The sequence below is a fragment of the Streptomyces sp. CB02414 genome (genome assembly GCF_001905385.1).
Taxonomy (GTDB): Bacteria; Actinomycetota; Actinomycetes; order Streptomycetales; family Streptomycetaceae; genus Streptomyces.
Genome location: NZ_LIPF01000010.1, coordinates 151,956 through 175,043, shown reverse-complemented (window position 1 = coordinate 175,043; position 23,088 = coordinate 151,956). Strand labels below are relative to the sequence as shown.

The following is a 23,088-nucleotide window of genomic DNA, read 5'->3' as shown; positions in this document are numbered from 1 at the left end:
GTCAGAGCACTCCCATCAGCGGACCGCCGGGCAGCGGCACGCCGAGCAGCTTGTCGAAGACGACGTAGGTGATCAGGGACAGCACCGCGGCGATCAGCGGGTCCCGGTCCACGCGGCGGCTGCCCAGGGCGAAGGCCGCGCCCCAGAACAGCAGCGCGCCCGCGACGGGGAAGCCGGCCGGCTCGATCAGCACGGCCGCGCCCAGGAAGATCCCGGCGAGCAGCAGCACCGTGCGCCAGTCGGCCGGTTCGGACAGGTCGATGTCCTCGCCGCCCTCGGCCTCGCCCCGGCCGCCGCGCAGGACGTCCACCGCGAGCAGCGCGGCGATCACCAGCAGGCCGATGCCGACGACGACCGGTACGGTCTTGGGGCCGACCGGACCGCGCTGGGTGATGTCGACGTCCATGGTGAGCGCGTCGGTCAGGACCAGCACCCCGAGGGCCAGCAGCAGGACGCACACGCCGAGTTCGGAGTGCTCGCGCAGCCACGAGCGGCGGCCGGAGGCCGTCCCCGTGGAGGATTCGGTGGTCGGCGTCGTCACAGTCCCAGCTCCTTCAGTACCGACACCACGCGCTTGTCCTGGGCGTCCAGGAAGGTGCCGAACTCCTCACCCGTGAGGAAGGCGTCGTCCCAGCCGTTCTTCTCCAGGGACTCCTTCCATTCGGGGGAGTCGTGCAGCTCCTCGAACAGGCGGGTCAGCTTGTTCCGCTCCGCCTCGGAGAGGCCGGGCGGGGCGACGACGCCGCGCCAGTTGGTGAAGTCCACGTCGTAGCCGGACTCCTTGAGGGTCGGCGCGTCCTTGAGGTCGTCGACCCGCTCCGGGCCGGTCACCGCGAGCACCCTCAGCTCGCCCGCCTTGATCTGGTCCAGGTACTCGCCGACGCCGGAGACCCCGAAGCCGACCTTGTTGCCGAGGATCGAGGCGAGCAGCTCGCCGCCGCCGTCGAAGGGGATGTAGTTGACCGACTTGGGGGAGATCCCGGCGGCCTGCGCCATCAGCATCGGCGCGAGGTGGTCGGGCCCGCCCGGCGAGGAACCGCCGCCGACCGGGATCTTGCCCGGGTCCTTCTTCCAGGCGGTGATCAGCTCGTCGATCGTCTTGTACGGCGAGTCCTTGGCGACCACCACGACGTCCTGCTCCTCGGTGAGCCGCGCGATCGGCGTGGTGTCGGCGAGGGTCTTGGGCGCGTGGTTGGAGCGGACCGCGCCCACGACGCCGAGGCCCATCGACATCGCGAGCTTGCCGTTGCCGTGCTCGCTCACCAACCGGCTCAGGCCGACGGTGCCGCCCGCGCCGGGCAGGTTGAACACCTCGATGTTGTGCGTGAGCCCGGCGTCCTCGGCGTTCTTCGCGGCCGTGCGGGCGGTGATGTCGTAACCGCCGCCGGGTGTGTTGGGAACCATGAAGCGCAGGCCGGGGATCTGCGTGCCGGTCTCGGAGTCGCTGCCCGTGGAGAGCAGCGGCGGTCCCGCGAGCACGAGCACGGCGGCCCCGAGCAGGGCAAGGGGGGTGCGCAGGCGCACGTATGACACCACCTGTCGGTTGGGTAGAGAGATACGGGGGCAGCCCTGTGGGGGAGGGTGACGTGGGCCACATGGTGCCCGGGCGCCTGTCTCCTGTCTTCCTTGCGGAACCAAGGGAGGTTGTGTTCATTGCGGTCGCCGGTTCATTGCGAAGACGGCACATCCCTTTCCTTCGCCGCAGGTGAGCGCCATGATGGCGAACCGGCCCCCCGCCCCCCATCGCCGTCCGAGACCCAGCCGAGACCCAGCCGAGAACGAGTCCGCCGTGGCCCCCACCTTCCGCCGTCAGACCCTCGCGGGCGAGATGCTGGTCCTCCAGCTCGCCATCGTCGTGGTGGTCCTGCTCGCGGTCGCCGGCGTCTCGCTCGCCCAGTCCAGGGCCACCTTCAACCGCGTCGAGGGCCGCCGGGTCGCCGCCCTCGCCGAACAGCTCGCCGCCACGCCGCTGGTCCGCAGCCAGCTTCTGCGCCCCGTCCCGCAGGAGGCCCTCGCCCCGCTGGTCAACTCCACGCAGACCCAGTCCGGCGTCACCTCCGTCACGGTGGCCGACGCCGACGGCCGCGTCGTCAGCTCCACCGACCCCACGCTGATCGGCGGCCGGCTGCCGCGCGGCGAGGGCGCGGCCGCGGGGCGCGGCTGGTCGGGGCCGCTGACGGTGCGGGGCAGCCGCGAGCTCGTCGCCCAGGTTCCGGTGCTCGGTGCCACCCGCCAGACCCTCGGCCGTCACCTGGGCACCGTGATGGTCGGCGAGGCAGACCCGACGGTGTGGCAGCGCCTGAGCGGCGCCTCCTCCTACCTCCTCGCCTACCTCGGCATCGCCAGCGGCCTCGGCGTGGCCGGCTCCTGGCTGCTCGCCCGGCGCGTGAAGCGGCAGACCCTGGGCCTGGAGCCGCGCGAGATCGCCGGGCTGGCCGAGCACCGGGAGGCGATGCTGTACGGCATCGCGGAGGGCGTGGTCGCCCTCGATCCGCAGCACCGGCTCACCCTGGTCAACGAGATGGGCCGGCGTCTGCTCGACCTGCCCGCCGACTGCGTCGGCCAGAGCCTGGACGGCCTCGGCATCGACGGGCGGCTGCGCGACGTCCTCGCCGGTGCCACACCGCAAGCGGCCGAGCCGCGCGACGAGGTCGTCGTCCGCCACGGCCGGGTCCTGGTCATGAACCGGATGACCGTCACCAAGGACGGCCGCCCGCTCGGCTCGGTCACCACCCTGCGCGACCGCACCGAACTGGCCCGTCTGGAGCGTGAGATCGGCTCCTTCCGCTCCACCTCCGAGCTGCTGCGCGCCCAGGCCCACGAGTTCGCCAACCAGCTGCACACCATCTCCGGGCTCATCCAGATCGGCGAGCAGGACGAGGTGGTGCGCTACATCCGCGCGCTCAACCAGCGCCGCCAGTCGCTGGACGTCACCCTCAGCCGCCGGGTGCGGGACACCGCCGTCGCCGCGCTGCTGACGGCCAAGTCCTCCCTCGCGGCCGAGCGCCGGGTCGCCCTGCGCCTCTCGGACCGCACGGCGCTCGACCGGCTGGCCCCCGAGGACGCCGCCGACGTGGCCACCGTGGTCGGCAACCTCGTCGACAACGCCGTGGACGCCGCCACGCCGCCCGGTGACGACGACGAGGCCTGGGTCGAGGTCGAGCTCAGGCAGGACGCCTCCAGCGTCGAGATCGTGGTCCGCGACTCCGGGCCCGGCGTGGCGCCCGAACTGGCCCGCGAGGTCTTCTCCCACGGCTTCACCACCAAGGCGGCCCGGCAGGGCGAGCGCGGCATCGGCCTGGCGCTGACCCGGCTGGTCTGCGAGCGTCACGGCGGTGAGATCTCGGCGGCCAACACGCCCGAGGGGGCCGTGTTCACCGCACGCATGACCGTCAGCCACCTCACCGACGCGGTGGCGGAAGGAGCAGCACCATGACCGCTTCGAGCGGCCCGGCCGACGCGACCGCCACGACCGCCGAGCCCGGGGCAGGGCACTCCCGGACCCACGGCTCCGCGATCGGCGTGCTCGTGGTCGACGACGACTTCATGGTGGCCCGGGTCCACCGCGCCTTCGTCGAGCGCGTCGAGCCCTTCCGGGTCGTCGGGGTCGCGGGCACCGGCGAACAGGCCCTCACCGCCGTCGGCGAGCTGCGCCCCGACCTCGTCCTGCTCGACCTCTACCTGCCGGACGTCTTCGGCCTCGACGTCATCCCCAGGCTGCGCGCCGCCGGCCACGACTGCGACGTCATGGTCATCAGCGCGGCCCGGGAGGCGGACACGGTGCGCGGCGCCGTACGGCACGGAGTCGTCGACTACCTGCTCAAACCGTTCGAGTTCGAGGACCTGCGGCTACGGCTGGAGCGCTACGCCGCCCAGCGGGGCCGGCTGCTCGGCACGGTGGTCCGCAGCCAGGCGGACGTCGACCGTGTCCTGGCGGGGGCGGCGGCGCCCACGTCATCCGTCCCGGCCCTGCCCAAGGGCATGAGCGTGGAGACCGCCGAGCTGGTCGAACGCGTCCTCCGCGAGGCCGACGGCACCCTGTCGGCCAGCGAGTGCGCGGCGCTGACCGGCGTCTCCCGGGTCAGCGCCCGCCGCTACCTGGAGTACTTCCACACCGTCGGCAGCGTGGACGTCTCCCTGCGCTACGGGGTGGCCGGCCGCCCCGAACGCCGCTACCGCCTGCGCGACGCGGTCACCGGCCGGGCGCTCCCGCCCGCAGCCCGTCCATGACGAAGTCCAGGAACCGGGCGACCCGCGGCTGCCGGTCCTCGCCGGGGCCGATCAGCCACAGACCGCCGAGGACGAGGAAGAAGTCGTCGCCGGTCACTCCGGGCCGGATGGTGCCGGCCTCGTCGTTGGCACGGAGCAGGAGCTCGGCCGCCTCCTCCAGCGGGGTGGGGCGCGGCTTCTCGGGCGCTCCCGGGGCGCTGGTGACCAGACGGATCGCGTCCGCCAGACCCGCCTTGGTCATGGCGAACTCGGCGAGGCGGTCCATCCACTCGCGCAAGGCCTGGTCGGGCTCCCTGGTGGCCAGTATTTCGGGCGCGGCCTCGGCCACCTGCTGCATCCCGTAACGGTAGATCTCCAGGACGAGCGCCTCGCGGTTCGGGAAATTGCGGTAGAAGGTGCCCTGACCGACCCCCGCCTTCTTGGCGATGGCGCTCAACGGGACGTTCGCGCAGTGCGTCAGTTCCTCCGTGGCCACCTCCAGGATGCGCTCGCGGTTGCGCTGGGCGTCCGAGCGCAGGGGAGTGTCCGGCTTGTCCTTCTTGTGCTGCGGCACCCGTCCTCCTTCCGGGTTCATGACCGAATCCCGGCCTTGCTAAGCGGACAGCTGTCCGTTACGTTTTCCAGTGAGCGGACAGTTGTCCGGTTGTGGTCCACTCTAGCGGTGGAAGCGGCCGGTCGCCCCTGCCCATGGACGAAATCACCGCCTACAGCCAGTTTTCCCGGTCACCAGACACCAAAGAAGGCTGATCATGGCCCCAGCGCCCTCGTCGACGTCCAGCGCCGTCATCCTGAACATCAACGGCGAGAAGCACCAGCTGACCGTCGACCACCGCACCACCCTGCTCGACGCCCTGCGCGAGCGCCTCGACCTCACCGGCACCAAGAAGGGCTGCGACCAGGGCCAGTGCGGTGCCTGCACCGTCCTGGTCGACGGGCGTCGCACCGTCTCCTGCCTGTCCCTCGCCGTCGCCGCCGAGGGACGCGAGATCACCACCATCGAGGGCATGGCCGAGGGCGACCGGTTGCACCCGGTGCAGCAGGCCTTCCTCGACCTCGACGGCTACCAGTGCGGCTACTGCACCCCCGGCCAGATCTGCTCGGCCATCGCCGTCATCGAGGAGCACGCGGCCGGCTGGCCCAGCGCCGCCACCGACGACGTCCGGCCCGAGGCCGGGCCGCCCGCCCTGACGCCGGACGAGATCCGCGAGCGGATGAGCGGCAACCTGTGCCGCTGCGGCGCCTACGTCTCCATCGTCCAGGCGGTCGCCCACGCGGCCGAGGCGTACGGCGAGGCGGACACGGAAAGCGCGAAGGAGACGGCCGCATGAGGGAGTTCGGATACCAGCGCGCCGACGACGTCACGGGAGCGGTGGCGCTGCTCGCCGCCGACCCCGACGCCCGCTACCTCGGCGGCGGCACCAACCTCGTCGACCTGATGAAAACCGGCGTCGAACGCCCCGCCCGGCTCGTCGACGTGCGTGAACTTCCCCTGGACGGCATCGAGGACACCCCCGACGGCGGCCTGCGCATCGGCGCCACCGTCACCAACAGCGACCTCGCCGCCCACCCCGACGTGCGCCGCCGCTACCCGGCGCTGACCCAGGCGGTCCTGGCCGGCGCATCCGGCCAGCTGCGCAACATGGCCACCGTCGGCGGCAACCTCCTCCAGCGCACCCGCTGCGGCTACTTCACCGACGTGAGCAAGCCCTGCAACAAGCGTGCCCCCGGCAGCGGCTGCCCCGCCGTCACCGGCGAGCACCACAACCACGCCATCCTGGGCGCCACCGACCACTGCGTGGCCGTGCACCCCTCGGACATGGGCGTCGCCCTCACCGCCTTCGACGCGGTCGTCACCTACGAAACCACCGACGGACCGGCCGAGTCGCCGCTCGCCGACTTCTACCTCCCCGTCGGCGACACCCCGCACCGGGAGACCGCCCTGCCGCCCGGCGCGCTGATCACCGGCGTCGTCCTGCCGCCCACCCGGGTCGCCACCCGCTCCCGCTACCGCAAGGTCCGCGAGCGCGCCTCGTACGCCTTCGCCATCGGCTCGGTCGCCGCCGCGCTCGACGTCGAGGACGGCGTCGTACGCGAAGCGAGGCTGGCCCTCGGCGCGGTCGCCTCCCGGCCCTGGCGCGCGCACGCGGCCGAGCGGGTGCTGACCGGCGGTCCCGCCGACGGCGCGGCCTTCGCCGCCGCGGCCGACGCCGAACTCGCGGCCGCGAAGCCACTGCCCGACAACGGATACAAGGTGACCCTCATGCGCAACCTCGTGGTGGCCGTCCTGACCGAACTCGCCGAGGAGGCCGCCCGATGACCACCGCCACGACCGGCTCCGCGACGGTCAAGGGCGCCGTCGGCACCGCGCACACCCGCGTGGAGGGCCGCGACAAGGTCACCGGGGTGGCGCGCTATGCCGGCGAGATCCCCTTCGCCGACCTCGCGCACGGCTGGCTCGCCCTGTCCACCGTCGCCCGTGGCCGCATCCGCTTTCTCGACACCGACGCCGTCCTCGGCATGCCGGGCGTGCTCGCGGTGCTCCACCACGGCAACGCGCCGCGCGTCGACACCGACTACATCGGCCTGCTGGGCATCCCGCCGGACCCCACCGCCGCCGTCTTCCAGGACGACCGGGTGCCGCACGCCGGCTGGCCGGTCGCCCTCGTCGTCGCCGAGACACCGGAGCAGGCCAGGGAGGCCGCCGAGGCCCTCGTCGTCACCTATGAAGAGGAACGGCACGACACCGCGCTCACCCCCGACCACCCCGGCGCCTACCCGGCCGACGGGCACATGCCCGCCGAGACCGAGAAGGGCGACCTGGCGGCGTCGCTCGCCGCGTCCGCCTTCGTCGTGGACGAGGAGTACACCACTCCCGAAGAGCACCACAGCATGATGGAGCCGCACGCGGCCACCGCCCTGTGGGACGGCGGCCGACTGGAGGTCGTCGACTCCAACCAGGGCGCCACCTGGGTGCAGAGCGAGCTGGCGAAGATGTTCTCCCTCGACGAGTCGGCGGTGCGGGTGCGCTCCGAACACATCGGCGGCGGCTTCGGCAGCAAGGGGCTGCGCGCCCACCAGGTGTCCGCCGTGATGGCCGCGACCGTCCTGCAGCGTCCGGTGCGCGTGGTGATGACCAGGCGTCAGATGTTCTCGCTGGCCGGCTACCGCAGTCCCACCACCCAGCGCGTCCGGCTCGGCGCCGGCGCCGACGGCCGGCTGCGCGCCCTGGAGCACCGCTCGCTGAACCAGACGTCGACCGTGTACGAGTTCGTCGAGCCCGGCGCCGGCGTCGCCCGGGTGATGTACGACGCCGACGCCCACCGCACCGCCAACCACGTCGTACGGCTCGACGTGCCGTCCCCGACCTTCATGCGCGCCCCGGGCGAGGCACCGGGCTCCTTCGCGATCGAGTCCGCGCTGGACGAACTCGCCGAGCGCGGCGGCATCGACCCGATCGAGCTGCGCCTGCGCAACGAGCCGCAGACCGGCCCGGTCTCCGGACTGCCCTTCAGCAGCCGCAACCTGACGGCCTGCTTCCGCGAGGGCGCCCGCCGCTTCGGCTGGGCCGAGCGCGACCCGCGTCCCGGCACCCGGCGCGACGGGCGCTGGCTGCTGGGCACCGGCACGGCCGCGGCCTCCTTCGGCGCGGGCGCCGGCCCCTCCACAGCCCTGCTGACCGCCGAGGCCGACGGCACCTTCACCGTGCGGATCGCCGCCGCCGACCTCGGCACCGGCGCCCGCACCGCGCTCACCCTGGTGGCCGCCGACGCGCTGGAGGTCACGCCCGAGCGGGTCCGGGTCCGGATCGGGGACAGCGACTTCGGTCCGGCGATGATCGCGGGCGGCTCGATGGGCACCCGCTCCTGGGCCTGGGCGATCACCGAGGGCGCCCGCGAACTGCGCGAACGGCTGGCACTGGGCGCGGCCGTACCCCCGGAGGGCATCACCGTGCGCTCCGACACCACCGCGGCCCTCGGCGCCCTCGCACAGAAGGAACGGCACTCCTACGGGGCGCAGTTCGCCGAGGTCGCCGTGGACACCGCCACCGGCGAGGTGCGGGTGCGCCGCATGCTCGGGATCTTCGCGGCGGGCCGCATCGTCAACCCCCTCACCGCCCGCAACCAACTCGTCGGCGGCATGATCTGGGGCATCTCCATGGCCCTGCACGAGGAGGCGGTCCGGGACCGCGCCACCGGCGGTCTCTACGCCCCCGACCTCGCCGGCTACCACGTGGCCACGCACGCCGACGTGGGCGACATCGACGCCGACTGGGTGGACGACCACGACCCGGACGACCCGGTCGGCATCAAGGGCGTCGGCGAGATCGGCATCGTCGGAGCGGCGGCGGCCGTCGCCAACGCCGTCTGGCACGCGACCGGCGTACGCCACCGCAGCCTCCCGATCCGCCCCGACCGCGTGCTGTCGGCGACGGTGCCCACCGCCGGGGGCGGGACGGATGCTTGACATCGCCGACGAGCTGAACGGCTGGCTGGAGGAGGGCCGGGAGTTCGCCGTCGCCACGGTCGTCTCCGTCGGCGGCAGCGCGCCGCGCGGGCCCGGCGCCGCCCTGGCCGTCGACAGCGAGGGCACGGCGATCGGCTCCGTCTCCGGCGGCTGCGTGGAAGGCGCGGTGTACGAGCTGTGCGCCGCCGCCCTGAACAGCGGGGAGGCGGTGCGCGAGCGCTTCGGCTACAGCGACGAGGACGCCTTCGCGGTCGGCCTCACCTGCGGCGGGGTCATCGACGTGCTGGTCACGCCGGTGCGCGCCCAGGAGCCTGCTCGGGAGGTGTTCCGGGCGGCGCTGTCCACCGTCGCCCGGGGCGGAACCGCGGCCCTGGCCCGGGTCGTCGAGGGCCCCTCCGACCTCCTGGGCCGGGCCCTGCTGGTCCGCGCCGACGGTGCGCACGAGGGCGGTCTCGGCGGCCACCCGGACCTGGACCGTACGGCGGTCGCCGAGGCCGGGGCGCTGCTGCACGCCGGCCGTACCGGCACGGTCGGTCTCTCGGAGGACGGCTCGCGCTGCCCCGGCGGGCTCACGCTGCTCGTCGAGTCCAGGGTGCCGCCGCCCCGCATGATCGTCTTCGGGGCGGTGGACTTCGCGGCGGCGCTGGTGCGGGCCGGCAAGTTCCTCGGCCACCACGTGACCGTGTGCGATGCCCGGCCCGTCTTCGCCACGCCCGCCCGCTTCCCCGAGGCCGACGAGGTCGTGGTCGACTGGCCGCACCGCTACCTGCGGGACACCCCGACCGACGAACGCACGGTGCTGTGCGTCCTCACCCACGACGCCAAGTTCGACGTGCCGCTGCTGACGGAGGCTCTGCGGCTGCCGGTCGCGTTCGTTGGGGCGATGGGCTCGCGCCGCACCCACGAGGACCGGAACAGGAGGCTGCGCGAGGCGGGCGTGACCGAGCGCGAACTCGCCCGCCTGCGCTCACCGATCGGCCTGGACCTGGGCGCCCGCACCCCCGAGGAGACCGCGCTCTCCATCGCGGCGGAGATCGTCGCGCTCCGGCACGGCGGGACCGGCGCACCCCTGACGGGCGGCGCGGCGCCCATTCACCGGGGGCTGAGCGGGGTGGCGGCGTGACGGGAGCGGGTGGCGGTGGCGGCCGTCAGGGGCGCGCCGGTCCACTGGGGCACGGCCGTTCGCCGGCGGGACCGGTGGGGCCAGTGGACCCGGTCGGGAGGACACCGCGTGGGCGCGAAGCGCCGGTCGACCGCCCCGAGCCCGCGCGGTGACCGCGCGCGTCGGCGCAGGAGGGCCGGGGCCCTCACCCGGCAGGCCCGCGCCGAGCGCCGCGGGCTCAGGGCAGTGCCGACTCGCCGGCCAGGCGGACCGCGCACTCCAGCATCATGGCGTGCACGAAGGCCTGCGGGAGGTTGCCGCGCAGCTGCCGCTGGCGCACGTCGTACTCCTCCGCGAACAGGCCGGGCGGTCCGCACGCGGCCCGGGTGCGCTCGAACCAGCGGAACGCGCCGTCCCGGTCACCGACCCGGTGCGTCGCGAGGGCCATGGTGAACCCGCAGAGCAGGAACGCCCCCTCCGCCTCACCGAGCGGCACGCCGGGATGTTCGAAGCGGTACAGGTAGCCGTCCTCGGCAAGCCGGGACTCGGCGTAGGCGCGGGTGGCGGCGCCGCCGTCGTCCCCGAACGCACAGCCGCGGGCCATCGGCACCAGCAGCGCGGCCTCGGGCCCGTCGTCGTCGGCGGCCCGCCGCCAGCGGCCGTCGGCGTTCAGGCACCGGCGCCGGGTCTCCCGCAGCACCGTGCCGGCGAGCCCGTCGCAGCGGCGCCCCGCCCTCCCCGGCAGCACCTCCGCCATCCGCCGCAGCCCGCACACCACGCTCAGCCGCGAGTGGGTCCACCACCGGTCCTCCAGCTCCCACAGCCCGGCGTCCGGTGCCTGCCACCGCCGCTCCACGACGTCCACGGCGACGGCGGCGGCCCGCTCCGCGTCCGCCGTGAGCCGGTCGTGCCCGGCCGCCGCGGCGAACAGCTGCAGGGCCTCCCCGAAGGTGTCGAGCTGGAACTGGGCGCCCGCGTCGTTGCCGACGTGGTCGGTGCCGCCCGGGTAGCCCGGCAGCCGCAGCGAGCGCTCGCTTCCGACCGGCTGCCCGTCGACCGTGTAGGCGGGCCGGACCTTGTCCCCGTCCTCGAGGACGCGTTCGGCGACGAAGCGCACCGCGTCGTCGACCAGCGGATGCGGGCCGTGCGCGGCGACCGCCAGTCCGGCGTAGCACTGGTCGCGCAGCCACGCGTAGCGGTAGTCGTAGTTGCGTCCGCTGTTGGCCCGTTCCGGCAAGGACGTGGTGGCGGCGGCGACCATGCCGCCGGAGACGCTGGTCAGCCCGCGCAGCACGGCGTACGCGTGCCGGGCGTCGCGCGGCGCGACCAGCCGCGAGCAGTCCGGGACGGCCCGCCGCCACTCCCGCTCCGTGGCCCGCCACAGCGCGTCGGCGTCGAGCGGCCCGGTCTCCCGCCCGGTGCCCAGTTCCAGCACCAGGTCGTGGGTCTCGCCCTCGCGCAGCCGGAACTCGCCGCACAGTCCGGCACCGTCCCGCCACACGGCCTCCGGGGCCCCGGCGAGCCGCATCCGCAGCCCTTCCGCCCCGGCCGCCCAGATCCCGTCCTCCTGCCGAGGGTCGCGCATCCGGACGTCGCCGAAGCCCGGCCGCGGGTCCAGGTCCAGCCGCAGCCGTGCCTCGCCCCGCTCCACGCGCATCCGGCGCAGCAGCACCAGCCGGTCCGTACGGGCCGGCATCGCCAGGGCCTCGCGGCATTCGACCACGCATTCCGAGGTCACCCACCGGCTCACCCGGATCAGCGTGCCCTCCTCGTAGTAGCCGCCCCAGACGTGCCACGGGTCGGCCGGCTCCACAGTGAAGTGCCCGGCACCGCCGATGAGCGCGGAGAACACCGCGTCGTCGTGCCAGCGCGGGGCGCACAGCCACACGATCCGGCCCCGGGGATCCAGGACCGCCCCCCGCTCACCGTCGGCGAGCACGGCGTACTCGCGCAGAACCCACGGAGGACACGACAGGTCGGGCGCCGCGCGCTGATCGTCGTCCTTCATGACGCTACGGCTATCCCGGCGCCGGTGACCGAAACGGCGCGGCCCCCGGAGCCACCGGTACGCGCCGCCCCGCCGCCCGGCGGCCGGCCGCCCCCGCCGTCCCGTGCTCCAGCAGGGGCCCGACCTCCAGCCCGGCCTCGCGGCAGTCGCGCACGATGCCGGGCAGCGCGGTCAGGGCGGCCCGCCAGCTGCCGGGGGCGGAGGCGTGGTCGGTGTCGTGCAGGAGGACGGTGCCGCCGCCGCGCAGGTCCGCGGCCACGGTGGCCCGGACCGAGGCGGGCGTGGCGTCCCGCCGCCAGTCCTTGCCCCACGCCGTCCACAGCACCGGCCGCAGCCCGGCCCGGCGGGCCGCGGCCCACCGGCCGGAGGTGAGGATGCCGTAGGGCGGGCGGTACCAGAGCGGGGCCTGCCCGGTGACCTCGCGCACCGCACGGACGGCCCGTGCCAGCTCACGCGCGTCCCGGGCCGGGGACGGCAGCCAGGGGCGGTCGTGCGTCCAGCCGTGGACGGCGATCTCGTGCCCCCGCCGGGTCAGCTCGCGGGCCTGCGCACGGTGGCGTACGACGTTCTCGCCCAGGACGAAGAACGTCGCCCGTACCCCGAGCCCGTCCAGTACGTCGAGGAAGCGCGGCGTGGACACCGGTCCGGGGCCGTCGTCGAAGGTGAGGGCGACGTGGTCGGGGCGGCCCTGTCCGGCCAGTCCGGGGAACCGCCGCCGACGCAACCCGGGGAGCCAGGTCGCGGCGGGACCGATGTGTGCCAGCGCGGCGACGACCGGCGCGACGGCGCACACCGCCGGTCCGGCACGGAAACCCTCACTCATGTGTCTGCTCCTGTCCGAGCCCCCTCCGGCTTCGTCGACGGTCGGGGGCGTGGGCCATTCACGCCTCCCGACGCTCCTGCCCCCGCCGCCCCGACCCCGGCCCGTCCCGCGCCGCGGGCGCCGTGTCCCAGGCGCCGTGCACCGACGGAGCCCGCGCCAGCCCCACGCTGCCGAGGCCGATCAGCGCCACGCCGACCAGCTCGGGCAGCACCCGCACCCCGAGCGCGATCTCCTCGCCGAACAGCGCCCAGCCCAGGGCCACGCTGGTCAGCGCGTCGCCCAGGGTCAGCGCCGGCTGGGACGCCGCGAGGGTCCCCGCCCGCAACGCGCTCTGCAGCAGCAGGAAGCTGATCACGCCGACCACGCCCGTGGCGTACACCGGCCACTGGGTCAGCACCGCGCCCACCCCTTGCGGAAGCCGCCCGGTGACCTCCTTCAGCAGCGCCGCCGTACCGCCGAACGCCACGGCCGACGCCGACCCGAACAGCGCGGCCCGGGGCGCGCCCCGCACCAGGCTGCCGACCGAGGCCAGGGCCGTCACCACGACGAACAGCGCCAGGCCGGCCCAGCCCCACCGGCCGGAGTCGGCGGTGTCGTGGCCGGCCGAGGGCGCGGCGGCGCCCAGGAACAGGGCGAGCCCCACGGCCAGCGCCACGAACGCCAGCCAGGTCCGCGGGTCGGGACGCCGGTGGAAGACCAGACTGCCCACCATCAGGGTGAACAGCAGTTCACTCGCCATCAGCGGCTGTACGACCGCCAGACTGCCCACCGCCAGCGCGGCCCCCTGGAGCACGGTCGTCAGCGCCAGCAGCAGCGCCCCGCCCACCCAGTACCGGTCACGCACCAGCCGCAGCAGCGAGCGCACCACCGTGTGCCGGGCGCCCGCCCGGTCCTCGTCCTGTGCCGCGGCCCGGCGCTGCAGCACCGACGCCGCCGCGTTGGACAACGCCGCGAACAGGGCCAGGACGACGGTGAGGGCGCTCACCGCCGCGCACTCCCGCTCATCCGGAACCGGTCCTCACCGCGCGTCACCCGAACCGTGCGGCCAGCCGCCGGTACAGCCCCGGCGCCGCGCCCCGCACCCGGCACGGCAGGCGCAGCCAGCCGGGCACGTACACCTCGTCCCGGCCCCGCACCACCGCCGTCCGCACCGCCTCGGCCACCCGTTCGGGCGGCACCGGACGCGGCCGGGACCGCCGGTATGGAGTGCCCCGGCGCTCGAAGAACGGAGTGTCGACCACACCGGGCACCACATGGGTCACCCCCACACCGGTGCCCCGGAGCTCGTACCGCAGGGCGTCCGCGAAGCCGCCGACCGCGGCCTTGGCGGCCGAGTACACGGCCTCGTCGCGCACCGCCACACTGCCCGCCAGCGACCCGATGAGCACCACGCGCCCCGACCCCGCCGCCACCATGCCCGGCAGCACCAACCGCACCAGCCGCAGCGTGGCCGGTACGTTGACGGCGAGCACTTCGTCGATGGCGTGCACCGGCATGTCCAGGAACTCTCCGGCCCAGCCGACCCCGGCACCGGCCACCAGCAGGTCCACCGGCCCCACCGTGGCCAGCGTGAAGTCGGCGAGCTGCCGGTCCGCGCCGGGCAGGGTGAGATCCGCCGCGAAGGCGGTCGCCGAGGCGTCCTCGGCGACCTCGCGCAGCCGCGACGGGTCACGTCCGCTGAGCACCAGCCGCCAGCCGCCCTCGTCGCTCAGCCGGCGTGCGACGGCCGCGCCGATGCCGGAGGACGCACCCGTCACGAGCGCCGTGCGCGTCCGCGGACCCCGCCCGCCGACGGGCTCCCGCCCGGGCCTGGCGCGGTCCGCGTCGGGCGCGACGACCTGCTCCCCGGCAACCGGCCGGGAGCGGGAGAACGCATGGGCCATGAGGACCACCTTGGCTCGGGGCGGACGCCTGAGCCCGGCCGGCCGAGCTGTCGGGCTCGGCTGTCCGGCCGGTCGGGCGGTCACGGAGTATCCCTGGCGCTGTGCCCGAAACACCCGCTTGTGTAGCGGTTTGGAACATGTCGGGCGGGCAACTGGAGGGCCGTGCTTGCCCACCGTTCGTCAGAGCCCCGCCGGCCCGCCTCCGCGCGCCCGCCGCGGGGAGGCGGGCGGGTGCTGGTGGTCAGCGCGAGCATGGGCGCCGGGCACGACACGGTCGCCGCGGAACTGGTCCGCCGGGCACGGGAGCGTGGCGGCGACGCCTGGGCCGTGGACGTCCTCGCACTGCTGCCGTTCGGCCTGGGCACCGCGCTGCGGCACTTCTACCGCGGGTCGGTGCGCCACTTCCCCTGGGCGTACGCCGCCCTCTACCGCTTCTTCCTGCGCCCCGGCAGCGGACACCGCCCCGGCGGGACCCCCCTGGCCCGGCTGGCCGCCGGCCGGCTGCGGGAGCTGGCCGAACGCTCGGGCGCCGATGTGGTCGTCCCGGTCTTCCACCTCGGCGCCCAGCTCACCGGCCACCTCCGCGCCCGAGGGCTGCTGTCCGTGCCCTGCGTCGTCCTCGTCATCGACTTCGCGGTCCACCGGCAGTGGCTCCACCCGGGCAACGACCGCTGCCTGTGCCTGACGGAGGACGCGGCGCGCGAGGTGCGGGCGAGTAGCGGCACCCTCGCGGAGACGTGCGGTCCCGTCGTCGCGCCGGAGTTCTTCGCCGACGCTCCCGGCGCCGACGGGTGGCGGGAGCGCTTCGACCGGCTCGCGCCCGGGCGGCCCGCCGTGGTGCTCTCCGCGGGCGCCTGGGGAGTGGGCTCGCACCTGGACGCCACCGTCCGGCTCCTGGCGGGGAACGGGTTCCTGCCGGTCGTGCTCTGCGGGGAGAACGAGCGGCTGCGCCGCGACCTGTCCGGCACAACCGGGGTGCTCGCGCTGGGCTGGGTGACGGACATGCCCGGCCTGCTGCACGCGGCGGGCGCCCTCGTGGACAACGCCGCCGGCCAGACCGCCGTACAGGCGCTCGCCGCCGGGCTGCCGGTCGTCGGGCACCGTCCGATCCCCGGGCACGGCGCGGACGGGGTCCGGCGGATGGCCGCGCTGGGCGTGTCGGAGGTCGCCGAGGACGACACCGCGCTGCTCGGCGCACTGCGCCGGCTCACCGCCCCGGGCTCGGCCCGGCGGCAGCGGATCGCCGCCGGACACGCGCTGTTCACGAACGACGCCCTCACCCGGATACTCGCCGAGGCCGAGGTCGAACGCGCCAGGCCGTGAGGCCCCATGGAGGGAGCCCAGCCGCGAGCACGCACCCGTTTCCCCGTCCGGCCGCGGGGCACCCGGCCGACGGCGATATCCGGCCGAGGAGGCGACGCCGTGCGGCTCGACGAATTCCTGACCCTGGTCCGCGACCGCGGTGAATACCACAGCGCGGACGAGGCCGAGCAGGTCAGTACGGCGGTCCTGTGGGTGATCGCCTCCCGCATCGGGCCGGAGGAGGCCGCGAACCTGGCTTCCGACCTGCCCGCACCCCTGGACGACGCGCTGCGCCTGGAACGCGGGCGCCCCGAGACGTTCGGCCGCGAGGAGTTCCTCCGGCGCGTGGCCCAGCAGACCGGCGCCCGGCCACGTACCGCGGAGTGGGACGCGGGCGCCGTGCTCTCCACCCTCGGCGAAGCGGTGCCCGGCGACCGCGTCGAGCACCTCCTCGCCCAGCTGCCCGAGGACTGCGCCGACCTCTTCGGCCGAAGGGGCGGCCCCGAAGGAGGTACCCATGACGGACGGTGAACGGCACTACGACGGCGGGGACGACACCCCGCTCGAGGGATACGCGGCCCTCGCGACGACCTTCGCGGCGGGGGCCGGGGTGTTCGCCGTGACCGCGTGGCGCCGCGGGCTGCGACTGCCCGACACCGTCCCCGCCTGGGACGTGGCCATGCTCGGCGCCGCGACGTTCAAGGCGTCCCGGCTGCTGACCAAGGACAAGGTCACCAGCTTCCTGCGGGCGCCGTTCACCCGGCGCGAGCGCGAGGGCGAGGCCAGCGAGGTGATGGACGCCCCGCGCGGCAAGGGGCTGCGGCGTGCCGTCGGCGACCTGGTCTCCTGCCCGTTCTGCACGTCCACCTGGGTGGCCGGCGGGCTGGTCGGCACCTACGCCGTCGCACCCAGGGCCGCCCGGCTGGTGGCCGCCGGCCTCAGCGCCGTCGTGGTGTCGGACTGGCTGCAGTACGCGTGGAGCGTGACGGAGCAGAAGGCCGAAGGATGAGCGGAAGCGAACGAGGCTGACCCGGGCGGCGGCCGGTCAGTCCCGCGCGGCCCGCTCCGCGCGCTCGGCGTGCAGCTGCTTCACGCGGGCCGCCTCCTTGCGCACGTCGGCCTGGACGGCGCGCTCCCGCTCCAGCCACTCCGGGCGCTCCTCCTTGAGCGCCTCGATCTGCTCGGTGGTGAGCGGCTGGGCCACGCCGCCCCGGTGCAGCCCGGCGATGGAGACGCCCAGCTTGGCCGCCACCACCGGGCGCGGGTGCGGGCCGTCGCGCCGCAGGTCCCGCAGCCACGCGGGCGGGTCGGTCTGGAGCGCGTTCAGCTCGGCGCGCGTGACGACGCCCTCCCGGAACTCGGCGGGTGTGGCCTCGAGGTACACACCCAGCTTCTTCGCCGCGGTCGCGGGCTTCATGGTCTGGGTGTTCTGGTGCGACGTCATGATGTCAAGGGTATCGAGCGTGTGAGCGGCCTCCGACCACACCCGGGTAACCTGGCCCGGTGACAGGCTCGGAAGAAACCCCCTCGTTCCGGCTCGCGTACGTCCCGGGGGTGACGCCCGACAAATGGGTGCGCATCTGGAACGAGCGGCTGCCCGACGTCCCGCTGGCCCTGACCCAGGTCCCCGCCCCCGAAGCGGGCGGCGTACTGCTGGGCGGCGACGCCGACGCCGGGCTGGTGCGGCTGCCCGTCGACCGGACCGTGCTCAGCGCGATCCCGCTCTACACCGAGACCACGGTCGTGGTGATCCCGAAGGACCACCTCGTCACCGCGGCCGACGAGGTGACCGTCGAGGACCTGTCCGACGAGATCGTGCTGCACCCCCTGGACGACGTCCTCGGCTGGGAGCGGCCACCGGGCCGGCCCGCGCTCGAGCGCCCGGCCACCACCGCGGACGCCGTCGAGCTGGTCGCCGCCGGCATCGGCGTACTGCTCGTGCCCCTGTCGCTGGCCCGGCTGCACCACCGCAAGGACCTCACGTACCGGACGGTCACCGACGCCCCCGGGTCGAGCGTGGCGCTGTCCTGGCCCGAGGACGCGCACACGGACCGGGTGGAGGACTTCATCGGCATCGTCCGGGGCCGGACCGTCAACAGCACCCGGGGCCGGCAGCCCGAGCAGGCACCGCGGAAGGGCGAACGGACGGAAACCGCCCCCGCGGGACGCAAACCGGCGGCCGGGAAGCAGACCGGAGGTGCGCGGCGCGGCACGGGCGGCAAGCCGGGAAGCGGCGGCCGGGGCGGCGGGAAGACCGGCAGCGGCAAGGGCGCCAGGCGCGGCAGGCCTCGCCGCGGCTGACGCTCCCGAGCGCCCGCCCCCGCCTCACCGGACCGTCGGACTCGGACTGGGCGCCGAGGTGTTGACCTCGAGACCGGGCGGCGAGGTGAGGGAGAGCACCGGCTCGCCCGGCTGCGGCGCCGGCGGAGTGAGCTGCACCTTGGGGAGGTTCGGCGGTGCCGACTGCTGGAAGTTGACCTGGTCGAAGTTGACCAGGCCAGTCTTCTCCAGCACCGTGATGTGGTCCAGCACGGTGTCGTTGGCCTGGTCGGCCAGCTGCCGCACCAGGGAGTTCTTGGTGTTGGCGCGGATGTTGGCGATCGCCGGGAAGATCTGCCCGTGCGTGATGCGCATGATGTTCACCGCGGTCGTGTCGAACTGCCTGCCCGTCGTCCCGTCCACGGTCGACACGAACTGCTGCTGTTGCGGGGAGGCCAGGTTGGGCAGGGTGATGCCCAGCTCCGGCGCGATCCGGCGGCAGGTCGCGTCGAGCCGGGCGTGCCCCACGACCAGGTGCTCGCCCGCCTCCTTCATCTCCGGTGTCGTCCCCCGCTCCATGGCCATCAGCCCCAGGGGGTGCTCCCACAGCCCGGCTGCCCGCACCTTCACCACGAAGTCCCGGTCGGCCTCGGTGAGCGGCCCGTACACGGTGTTGGTGATGATCCGGGCCTGGTCGTTGCCCGTGTTCCGCACCCCCAGCATCGTCGGGTAGGCGAGCGCGGTGAGGGTGAGGACCAGGGCACCGGCCGTGAAGGCGGTCCCTGCCGTGGTGCGCGTGATGCGCATCGTGCCTCCTGGAGCGAGGACAGGCTCGGACACCAGGAGATACGGACGCCGACGGCGAACCGATCACCTCCCCGGGCAAAAATTCGGGGAGACTCGAGGAAAGCCGGGGAAGCCGCCCGCCCGGTTCAGTCCGTCCGCACGAGCCACTCGTACGCCGCCCGCGCGGTGAACTCCGACTGGCCGCCGCGCACCAGCAGCCCGGCGGTGGCGAACTCCGGGGCGTCCGCCTGCGCGGCGACGTACGGGATCGCGATGCAGCGCATCCCGGCCGCGTGCGCGGCGGCTGCGCCGGGCGCGGCGTCCTCCAGGACCACGCAGCCGGCCGGGTCCGCCCCGAGCCGGCGGGCCGCCTCAAGGAAGACGTCCGGGGCCGGCTTGCCCCGCGCGACCTCGTCGGCCGAGACGACCGTGCGCAGCCACGCATCGAGCCCGGTGCGGGACAGGATCGCCTCGATGGCCTCGGGCGACGACCCCGACGCCACCGCCAGCGGCACCCCTTCACCGGCCAGCAGTTCGACGAACTTCCGCATCTCGGGGTACGCGCGGGCGGACGTGCGGGCCAGCTCCAGATAATGGCGGTTCTTGACGGCGAGGAGTTCCTCCACCGGGGCCCGCAGGCCGTAGCGCCGCTTCCAGTCGGCGACCGTCTCCTGGGTGCTGATGCCCACGTACTCCTCGTGCTCCGCCCAGGTGAAGCCGGGGACGCCGTACTCGGCGAGGGTCCGCCGGCCCGCCTCGTAGTAGTTCGGCTCGCTGTCCACGAGGGTCCCGTCGAGATCGAAGACGACCGAGATGCCACCGAGAGTGCTCATGGGGTCCAGGATGCCAAGGATCACTTCCGCGCCGAACGCCCGATCGACTCCACCAGGGGCAGCAGCCGGTGCGGGACGCGCTCGCGCAGGGCCACCTCGGTGCGGGTGCGCACCACTGCGGGCAGGCTGATCAGCTTCTGGACCACGTCCTCCAGGTGCGCGTTGTCGCGGGCCACGACCCGAGTCAGCAGGTCCCCGCCGCCGGTGGTGGAGAAGGCCTCGACGATCTCCGGCACGCCCGCCAGCGCCTCGCCCACATCGTCCAGGTGCCCCTGGGTGACCTCGATGTGCACGAACGCGAGCACCGGGTGGCCCAGGGCGGCGGGGGAGAGGGACGGCGCGGTGCCGGTGATCACTCCGTCGCGCTCCAGGCGGTCCAGCCGGGCCTGGAGGGTCCCACGGGCGATCCCGAGGACGCGGGCGTACTCGCGCACACTGGTGCGCGGCTGCTCCAGCAGCAGTCGCAGGATGCGGGTGTCCAGCTCGTCCACGGCCACGGCGTACGCGGCCTCCTTCGTCGGCCATTGGCTCGTTCATGGCCGTAGGGGCGCCGTGCATACTGTACCAATGGCCCACTCGCAGATGCGCCTGTTGAGCCACTGGTGGAAGGGATGCTCCTATAGGAGTGTCGATGGCGCTGCGGACTCCGCGGCGCCTTTTTCATGCCAGTGACTCGGGGCCAGTGTGCGAGGGGGCGGTAATCAGTGCTGAAGAGGGTGTTCGTGAGCCCGGACCCGGGACGGTCCCGGCTGCGGTTCGCCGCGCGGGCCGTTCTCGGCATCGGGCTGGCCGTCGTCGTCTGCGGCCTGGCCGGCACCTCCCTGGTGGGCGCGGTCATCGGCGGGCTCGCCGCGCTGCTCGCACTGTTCACCGTCACCGACGCCACCGTGCGCGGGCAGGCGGTCACCACCGCGCTGCTGCCGGTGGCCGGCCTGCCCGTGCTCACCGCCGCGGCCGCGCTGCACGACCACCCCGTGGCACGGGACCTCACCTTCCTCGCCGTCGTCGGCGCCGGTGTGTACGCCCGGCGCTGGGGCCCGCGCGGACACAGCCTCGGTGTGTTCGCCTTCATGACCTTCTTCATCGCGCAGTTCCTGCACGCGACCACGGACCGGCTGCCCGAGATGTACGCCGCTGTCCTGCTCTCCGTTGCCACCGCCGCGGCGGTGCGGTTCGGTCTGTGGTGCTACGAGCGCCGCCTGCCCCCGCCCGCCGCCCCCGCGCCTCCCGCCGGCACCGGGCTCGCCCGCATCACCACCCGCCAGGCCGTCCAGGCCACCGCGGGCGCCGGCTTCGCCCTGGTCGTCGGCCAGCTGGTGTCCGACCAGCGCTGGTACTGGGCCGTCGGAGCCACCTGGTGGGTCTTCGTCAACACCACCTCGCGCGGCGAGACCCTGGTCCGCGGCTTCCGCCGGGTCCTCGGCACGGTCGTCGGCATCGGCCTCGGCTTCCTCATCGCCTTCCCGCTGGCCGGGTCCGCGGTGCCCACGGCCGTGCTCGCCGCCGCCTGCGTCTTCGGCATCTTCTACACCGCCGCGGTCTCCTACACCTGGATGATGCTCTGCGTCACCCTGCTCGCCGAGCTCCTCTACGGCCTGCTGGGCTTCCTCAGCCCCGGGCTGCTCGCCCTGCGGCTCGTCGAGACCGGCGTCGGGGCGCTCGGTGCCGCGCTGGCCGTGCTCTTCGTCCTCCCCGTCACCACGCACGCCGTGACGGACGCGTGGATCCAGCGCGCCCTGCGCTGCGTCCACGCCTGCACCGCCGAGGCCGCCGCCCGCCTCGCCGGTACCGAGGGCGCCGACCCCGCGCCGCGCGTGGCCGAACTGGAGCAGCTGCTGGGCCGGGTCCGGCTGTCCCTCGCCCCGCTCGTGCACCCGCTGAACCCGATGCGCGGCCGCAAGCGCCGCGCCCGCCGCGTGCTCGCCCTGCTCGACGACTGCGCCCGGGAGATCCGCGGCCTGGTCGCCGTCGCCGCCGACCCCGAGGCCTCGCACGACGCACGGCTCGCCGCCGCCTGCTGGCGTGTCGAGAACGCGGTCGAGGCGCTCACCGGCGGCGGCTCCGTGCCCGCCCACGCGAACGGACCGCGAGCCGCCGAACCCGCCCTCGCTCACCTCCACGGCCTGGAACACGCCCTGGCCGAACTCGCCGCGCCCCTGCGCGCCCCCTCGGGTTCGCCGCTCGCCGGCGCCTGAGCCGTCCGGCACCACCCATTTGGTCTAGACCTGGGCTGGTCGACTGCTACCGTCGCCCCCGGGCAGACGATCAGACGGCACGGGGCGAGACGAGAGGGGCCACTGGTGACAGACGGCGAGATGCGGCGACGGCGGGCGTTCATCGGATCGTTCACGGCGGCCGGCGGGCCCGGCATCGTCACGGCGGTCGTCGAGCCCGGAACCGGTGCGCTGACGGTCCTGAGCGGTACGGACCGCCTGGCCGACCCCTCCTACCTCGCCCTGGCCCCCGACGGCGACACGCTCTACGCGGTCAGCGAGACGGCCGAGGGCGCGGTGGCCGCCTTCCACGTGAGCGGGGACAAGCCCGAACCCGCCGGCCGCCCGGTGCCCGTCGGCGGCGACGGCCCCACCCACCTCAGTCTCTTCGCCGGGCACGTGCTGACCGCCAACTACGGCTCCGGCAGCGTCACCGCCGTGCCGGTCCGCCCCGACGGCACCCTCGCCCGGGCCGCGTCCGGCCTCCTGAAGCACACCGGCTCGGGCCCGCACGCCCAGCGCCAGCAGGGGCCACACGCCCATCAGGTGCGGCCCGACCCGAGCGGGCGGTGGGCCGTCAGTGTGGACCTCGGCACCGATTCGGTGCGGGTCTGCACCGTGGAGGACGGCACCCCCGCCGTGCACCGGGAAGTCGCGCTGCGCCCCGGTTCCGGCCCGCGCCACCTTGCCTTCCACCCCGACGGCACCCGCGCCTACGTGGTCAACGAACTGGCGCCCACCGTCACCGTCTGCCGCTGGGAAGCCGTCGACGGCGTACTGCGGCCGCTCACCGAGGTGCCGGTGCTGCCCGGGGCCCCGGCCGGTGACGCCTATCCGTCGGGCATCGTGGTCTCGCCCGACGGCCGCTTCGTGTGGACCGCGACCCGGGGCGAGGACGTCCTGTCCGTCTTCGCGGTGGAGCCGGACGGACTGCGGCTGACCGCGACCGTGCCCTGCGGCGGGCACTGGCCGCGGGAGATCGCCGAGTCGGGCGGCTTCCTGTACGCCGCGAACGAACGCTCGGGCGACGTGACCTGGTTCGCCCTGGACCCCGAGACCGGGGTGCCCCGACGCGCCGGCTCCCTCGCGCTGCCGGCGGCGTCCTGCGTCGTCTTCGGCTGACGTTTCCGGCTGACGGAACGGCGAAGGGCCCGCTCCGTCGCCGGAGCGGGCCCTTCGCCGTGC

23 protein-coding genes are annotated in these 23,088 nt (G+C 74.6%); 12 read left to right on the top strand and 11 right to left on the bottom strand.

What is annotated here, in order from left to right:
- Position 1: 1 nt before the first annotated feature.
- Together AMK11_RS30050 and AMK11_RS30045 are read right to left on the bottom strand one after the other, a co-directional pair.
- Positions 2-541: a tripartite tricarboxylate transporter TctB family protein gene (locus tag AMK11_RS30050; RefSeq protein ID WP_073731248.1), complete on the bottom strand. Its 540-nt coding sequence runs from the start codon at positions 539-541 to the stop codon at positions 2-4.
- On the bottom strand, positions 538-1,524 hold the full coding sequence (locus AMK11_RS30045; RefSeq protein WP_073731247.1) for a Bug family tripartite tricarboxylate transporter substrate binding protein: 987 nt from the start codon (positions 1,522-1,524) through the stop codon (positions 538-540). Before AMK11_RS30045 ends, AMK11_RS30050 begins: the two co-directional genes overlap by 4 nt.
- A 265-nt stretch (positions 1,525-1,789) precedes the next feature.
- Between AMK11_RS30045 and AMK11_RS30040 the strand changes: the two genes are divergently transcribed.
- Together AMK11_RS30040 and AMK11_RS30035 are read left to right on the top strand one after the other, a co-directional pair.
- The gene (locus AMK11_RS30040) at positions 1,790-3,436 is read left to right on the top strand and encodes a sensor histidine kinase (protein ID WP_073731246.1); all 1,647 of its coding nucleotides are present in this window, start codon (positions 1,790-1,792) and stop codon (positions 3,434-3,436) included.
- Positions 3,433-4,230 (top strand): response regulator, encoded by a 798-nt coding sequence (locus tag AMK11_RS30035; protein WP_073731245.1) that lies wholly within the window; start codon positions 3,433-3,435, stop codon positions 4,228-4,230. Before AMK11_RS30040 ends, AMK11_RS30035 begins: the two co-directional genes overlap by 4 nt.
- Here the strand turns inward: AMK11_RS30035 and AMK11_RS30030 are convergent.
- Entirely contained in the window at positions 4,193-4,783 is a 591-nt protein-coding gene (locus tag AMK11_RS30030; protein WP_073731244.1) for a TetR/AcrR family transcriptional regulator, read from the bottom strand. The two genes, AMK11_RS30035 and AMK11_RS30030, sit on opposite strands and share 38 nt — an antisense overlap.
- 196 nt (positions 4,784-4,979) lie before the next feature.
- On the opposite strand from AMK11_RS30030, the gene AMK11_RS30025 reads away from it, so the two are divergent.
- Genes AMK11_RS30025 through AMK11_RS30010 form a run of 4 tightly spaced genes read left to right on the top strand, consistent with a single transcriptional unit; the run spans position 4,980 to position 9,817 of the window.
- Positions 4,980-5,558: a 2Fe-2S iron-sulfur cluster-binding protein gene (locus tag AMK11_RS30025; protein ID WP_073731243.1), complete on the top strand. Its 579-nt coding sequence runs from the start codon at positions 4,980-4,982 to the stop codon at positions 5,556-5,558.
- A complete protein-coding gene (locus AMK11_RS30020; protein ID WP_073731242.1) occupies positions 5,555-6,547 on the top strand; it encodes an FAD binding domain-containing protein in 993 nt (330 codons plus the stop codon). Before AMK11_RS30025 ends, AMK11_RS30020 begins: the two co-directional genes overlap by 4 nt.
- Complete coding sequence (locus AMK11_RS30015; RefSeq protein ID WP_073731241.1) at positions 6,544-8,694, top strand: xanthine dehydrogenase family protein molybdopterin-binding subunit; 2,151 nt, start codon at positions 6,544-6,546, stop codon at positions 8,692-8,694. The genes AMK11_RS30020 and AMK11_RS30015 overlap by 4 nt, the downstream gene beginning before the upstream one ends.
- Positions 8,687-9,817: an XdhC family protein gene (locus AMK11_RS30010; RefSeq protein WP_073731240.1), complete on the top strand. Its 1,131-nt coding sequence runs from the start codon at positions 8,687-8,689 to the stop codon at positions 9,815-9,817. The genes AMK11_RS30015 and AMK11_RS30010 overlap by 8 nt, the downstream gene beginning before the upstream one ends.
- A 217-nt stretch (positions 9,818-10,034) precedes the next feature.
- On the opposite strand, the gene AMK11_RS30005 is transcribed toward AMK11_RS30010, so the two are convergent.
- From AMK11_RS30005 to AMK11_RS29990, 4 genes are read right to left on the bottom strand one after another with little or no spacing between them, the layout of a single operon-like run.
- Positions 10,035-11,804, bottom strand: a complete 1,770-nt coding sequence (locus AMK11_RS30005) for a glycoside hydrolase family 15 protein (RefSeq protein WP_073731239.1) — start codon at positions 11,802-11,804, stop codon at positions 10,035-10,037.
- A 10-nt stretch (positions 11,805-11,814) separates the two neighbouring features.
- On the bottom strand, positions 11,815-12,627 hold the full coding sequence (locus AMK11_RS30000) for a polysaccharide deacetylase family protein (RefSeq protein WP_073731238.1): 813 nt from the start codon (positions 12,625-12,627) through the stop codon (positions 11,815-11,817).
- Between the two features lie 58 nt (positions 12,628-12,685).
- Entirely contained in the window at positions 12,686-13,612 is a 927-nt protein-coding gene (locus AMK11_RS29995; RefSeq protein ID WP_073731237.1) for a DMT family transporter, read from the bottom strand.
- Positions 13,613-13,655: 43 nt separating this feature from the next.
- On the bottom strand, positions 13,656-14,510 hold the full coding sequence (locus AMK11_RS29990; protein ID WP_073731236.1) for an SDR family NAD(P)-dependent oxidoreductase: 855 nt from the start codon (positions 14,508-14,510) through the stop codon (positions 13,656-13,658).
- A gap of 252 nt (positions 14,511-14,762) precedes the next feature.
- Between AMK11_RS29990 and AMK11_RS29985 the strand changes: the two genes are divergently transcribed.
- The 3 genes from AMK11_RS29985 to AMK11_RS29975 all read left to right on the top strand — a co-directional run bounded on the left by AMK11_RS29985 (position 14,763) and on the right by AMK11_RS29975 (position 16,821).
- Positions 14,763-15,833: an MGDG synthase family glycosyltransferase gene (locus AMK11_RS29985; RefSeq protein WP_073731473.1), complete on the top strand. Its 1,071-nt coding sequence runs from the start codon at positions 14,763-14,765 to the stop codon at positions 15,831-15,833.
- 99 nt (positions 15,834-15,932) lie between these two features.
- Positions 15,933-16,343, top strand: a complete 411-nt coding sequence (locus AMK11_RS29980) for a DUF2267 domain-containing protein (RefSeq protein ID WP_073731235.1) — start codon at positions 15,933-15,935, stop codon at positions 16,341-16,343.
- Positions 16,330-16,821 carry a DUF1360 domain-containing protein gene (locus AMK11_RS29975; RefSeq protein WP_073731234.1) on the top strand — a complete coding sequence of 164 codons (492 nt, stop codon included), beginning with the start codon at positions 16,330-16,332 and terminating at the stop codon, positions 16,819-16,821. Before AMK11_RS29980 ends, AMK11_RS29975 begins: the two co-directional genes overlap by 14 nt.
- A 36-nt stretch (positions 16,822-16,857) precedes the next feature.
- Here the strand turns inward: AMK11_RS29975 and AMK11_RS29970 are convergent, their stop codons facing one another.
- The gene (locus tag AMK11_RS29970; protein ID WP_073731233.1) at positions 16,858-17,256 is read right to left on the bottom strand and encodes a DUF5997 family protein; all 399 of its coding nucleotides are present in this window, start codon (positions 17,254-17,256) and stop codon (positions 16,858-16,860) included.
- A 59-nt stretch (positions 17,257-17,315) separates the two neighbouring features.
- Here AMK11_RS29970 and AMK11_RS29965 point away from each other — a divergent pair, with 59 nt between their 5' ends.
- A complete protein-coding gene (locus AMK11_RS29965) occupies positions 17,316-18,113 on the top strand; it encodes a LysR substrate-binding domain-containing protein (RefSeq protein WP_073731232.1) in 798 nt (265 codons plus the stop codon).
- A gap of 24 nt (positions 18,114-18,137) precedes the next feature.
- On the opposite strand, the gene AMK11_RS29960 is transcribed toward AMK11_RS29965, so the two are convergent.
- The 3 genes from AMK11_RS29960 to AMK11_RS29950 all read right to left on the bottom strand — a co-directional run bounded on the left by AMK11_RS29960 (position 18,138) and on the right by AMK11_RS29950 (position 20,187).
- The gene (locus tag AMK11_RS29960) at positions 18,138-18,878 is read right to left on the bottom strand and encodes a DUF4142 domain-containing protein (RefSeq protein ID WP_073731231.1); all 741 of its coding nucleotides are present in this window, start codon (positions 18,876-18,878) and stop codon (positions 18,138-18,140) included.
- A gap of 125 nt (positions 18,879-19,003) precedes the next feature.
- On the bottom strand, positions 19,004-19,690 hold the full coding sequence (locus AMK11_RS29955) for an HAD family hydrolase (protein ID WP_073731472.1): 687 nt from the start codon (positions 19,688-19,690) through the stop codon (positions 19,004-19,006).
- 20 nt (positions 19,691-19,710) lie between these two features.
- Positions 19,711-20,187: an Lrp/AsnC family transcriptional regulator gene (locus AMK11_RS29950; RefSeq protein ID WP_073731230.1), complete on the bottom strand. Its 477-nt coding sequence runs from the start codon at positions 20,185-20,187 to the stop codon at positions 19,711-19,713.
- A gap of 207 nt (positions 20,188-20,394) precedes the next feature.
- On the opposite strand from AMK11_RS29950, the gene AMK11_RS29945 reads away from it, so the two are divergent.
- Both AMK11_RS29945 and AMK11_RS29940 read left to right on the top strand, forming a co-directional pair.
- Entirely contained in the window at positions 20,395-21,885 is a 1,491-nt protein-coding gene (locus tag AMK11_RS29945; RefSeq protein WP_073731229.1) for an FUSC family protein, read from the top strand.
- 105 nt (positions 21,886-21,990) lie between these two features.
- Positions 21,991-23,025, top strand: a complete 1,035-nt coding sequence (locus AMK11_RS29940; protein WP_073731228.1) for a lactonase family protein — start codon at positions 21,991-21,993, stop codon at positions 23,023-23,025.
- The last annotated feature ends 63 nt before the right edge of the window (positions 23,026-23,088 follow it).

What these genes read in the sequence shown, in the direction of transcription:
- AMK11_RS30020 (WP_073731242.1), top strand. Translation starts at nt 5,555, where the DNA reads ATGAGGGAGTTCGGATACCAGCGCGCCGACGACGTCACGGGAGCGGTG.
- AMK11_RS30005 (WP_073731239.1), bottom strand. Translation starts at nt 11,804, where the DNA reads ATGAAGGACGACGATCAGCGCGCGGCGCCCGACCTGTCGTGTCCTCCG.
- AMK11_RS29990 (WP_073731236.1), bottom strand. Translation starts at nt 14,510, where the DNA reads ATGGCCCATGCGTTCTCCCGCTCCCGGCCGGTTGCCGGGGAGCAGGTC.
- AMK11_RS29960 (WP_073731231.1), bottom strand. Translation starts at nt 18,878, where the DNA reads ATGCGCATCACGCGCACCACGGCAGGGACCGCCTTCACGGCCGGTGCC.
- AMK11_RS30035 (WP_073731245.1), top strand. Translation starts at nt 3,433, where the DNA reads ATGACCGCTTCGAGCGGCCCGGCCGACGCGACCGCCACGACCGCCGAG.
- AMK11_RS29985 (WP_073731473.1), top strand. Translation starts at nt 14,763, where the DNA reads ATGGGCGCCGGGCACGACACGGTCGCCGCGGAACTGGTCCGCCGGGCA.
- AMK11_RS29975 (WP_073731234.1), top strand. Translation starts at nt 16,330, where the DNA reads ATGACGGACGGTGAACGGCACTACGACGGCGGGGACGACACCCCGCTC.
- AMK11_RS29970 (WP_073731233.1), bottom strand. Translation starts at nt 17,256, where the DNA reads ATGACGTCGCACCAGAACACCCAGACCATGAAGCCCGCGACCGCGGCG.
- AMK11_RS30010 (WP_073731240.1), top strand. Translation starts at nt 8,687, where the DNA reads ATGCTTGACATCGCCGACGAGCTGAACGGCTGGCTGGAGGAGGGCCGG.
- AMK11_RS30015 (WP_073731241.1), top strand. Translation starts at nt 6,544, where the DNA reads ATGACCACCGCCACGACCGGCTCCGCGACGGTCAAGGGCGCCGTCGGC.
- AMK11_RS30025 (WP_073731243.1), top strand. Translation starts at nt 4,980, where the DNA reads ATGGCCCCAGCGCCCTCGTCGACGTCCAGCGCCGTCATCCTGAACATC.
- AMK11_RS30000 (WP_073731238.1), bottom strand. Translation starts at nt 12,627, where the DNA reads ATGAGTGAGGGTTTCCGTGCCGGACCGGCGGTGTGCGCCGTCGCGCCG.
- AMK11_RS29955 (WP_073731472.1), bottom strand. Translation starts at nt 19,690, where the DNA reads ATGAGCACTCTCGGTGGCATCTCGGTCGTCTTCGATCTCGACGGGACC.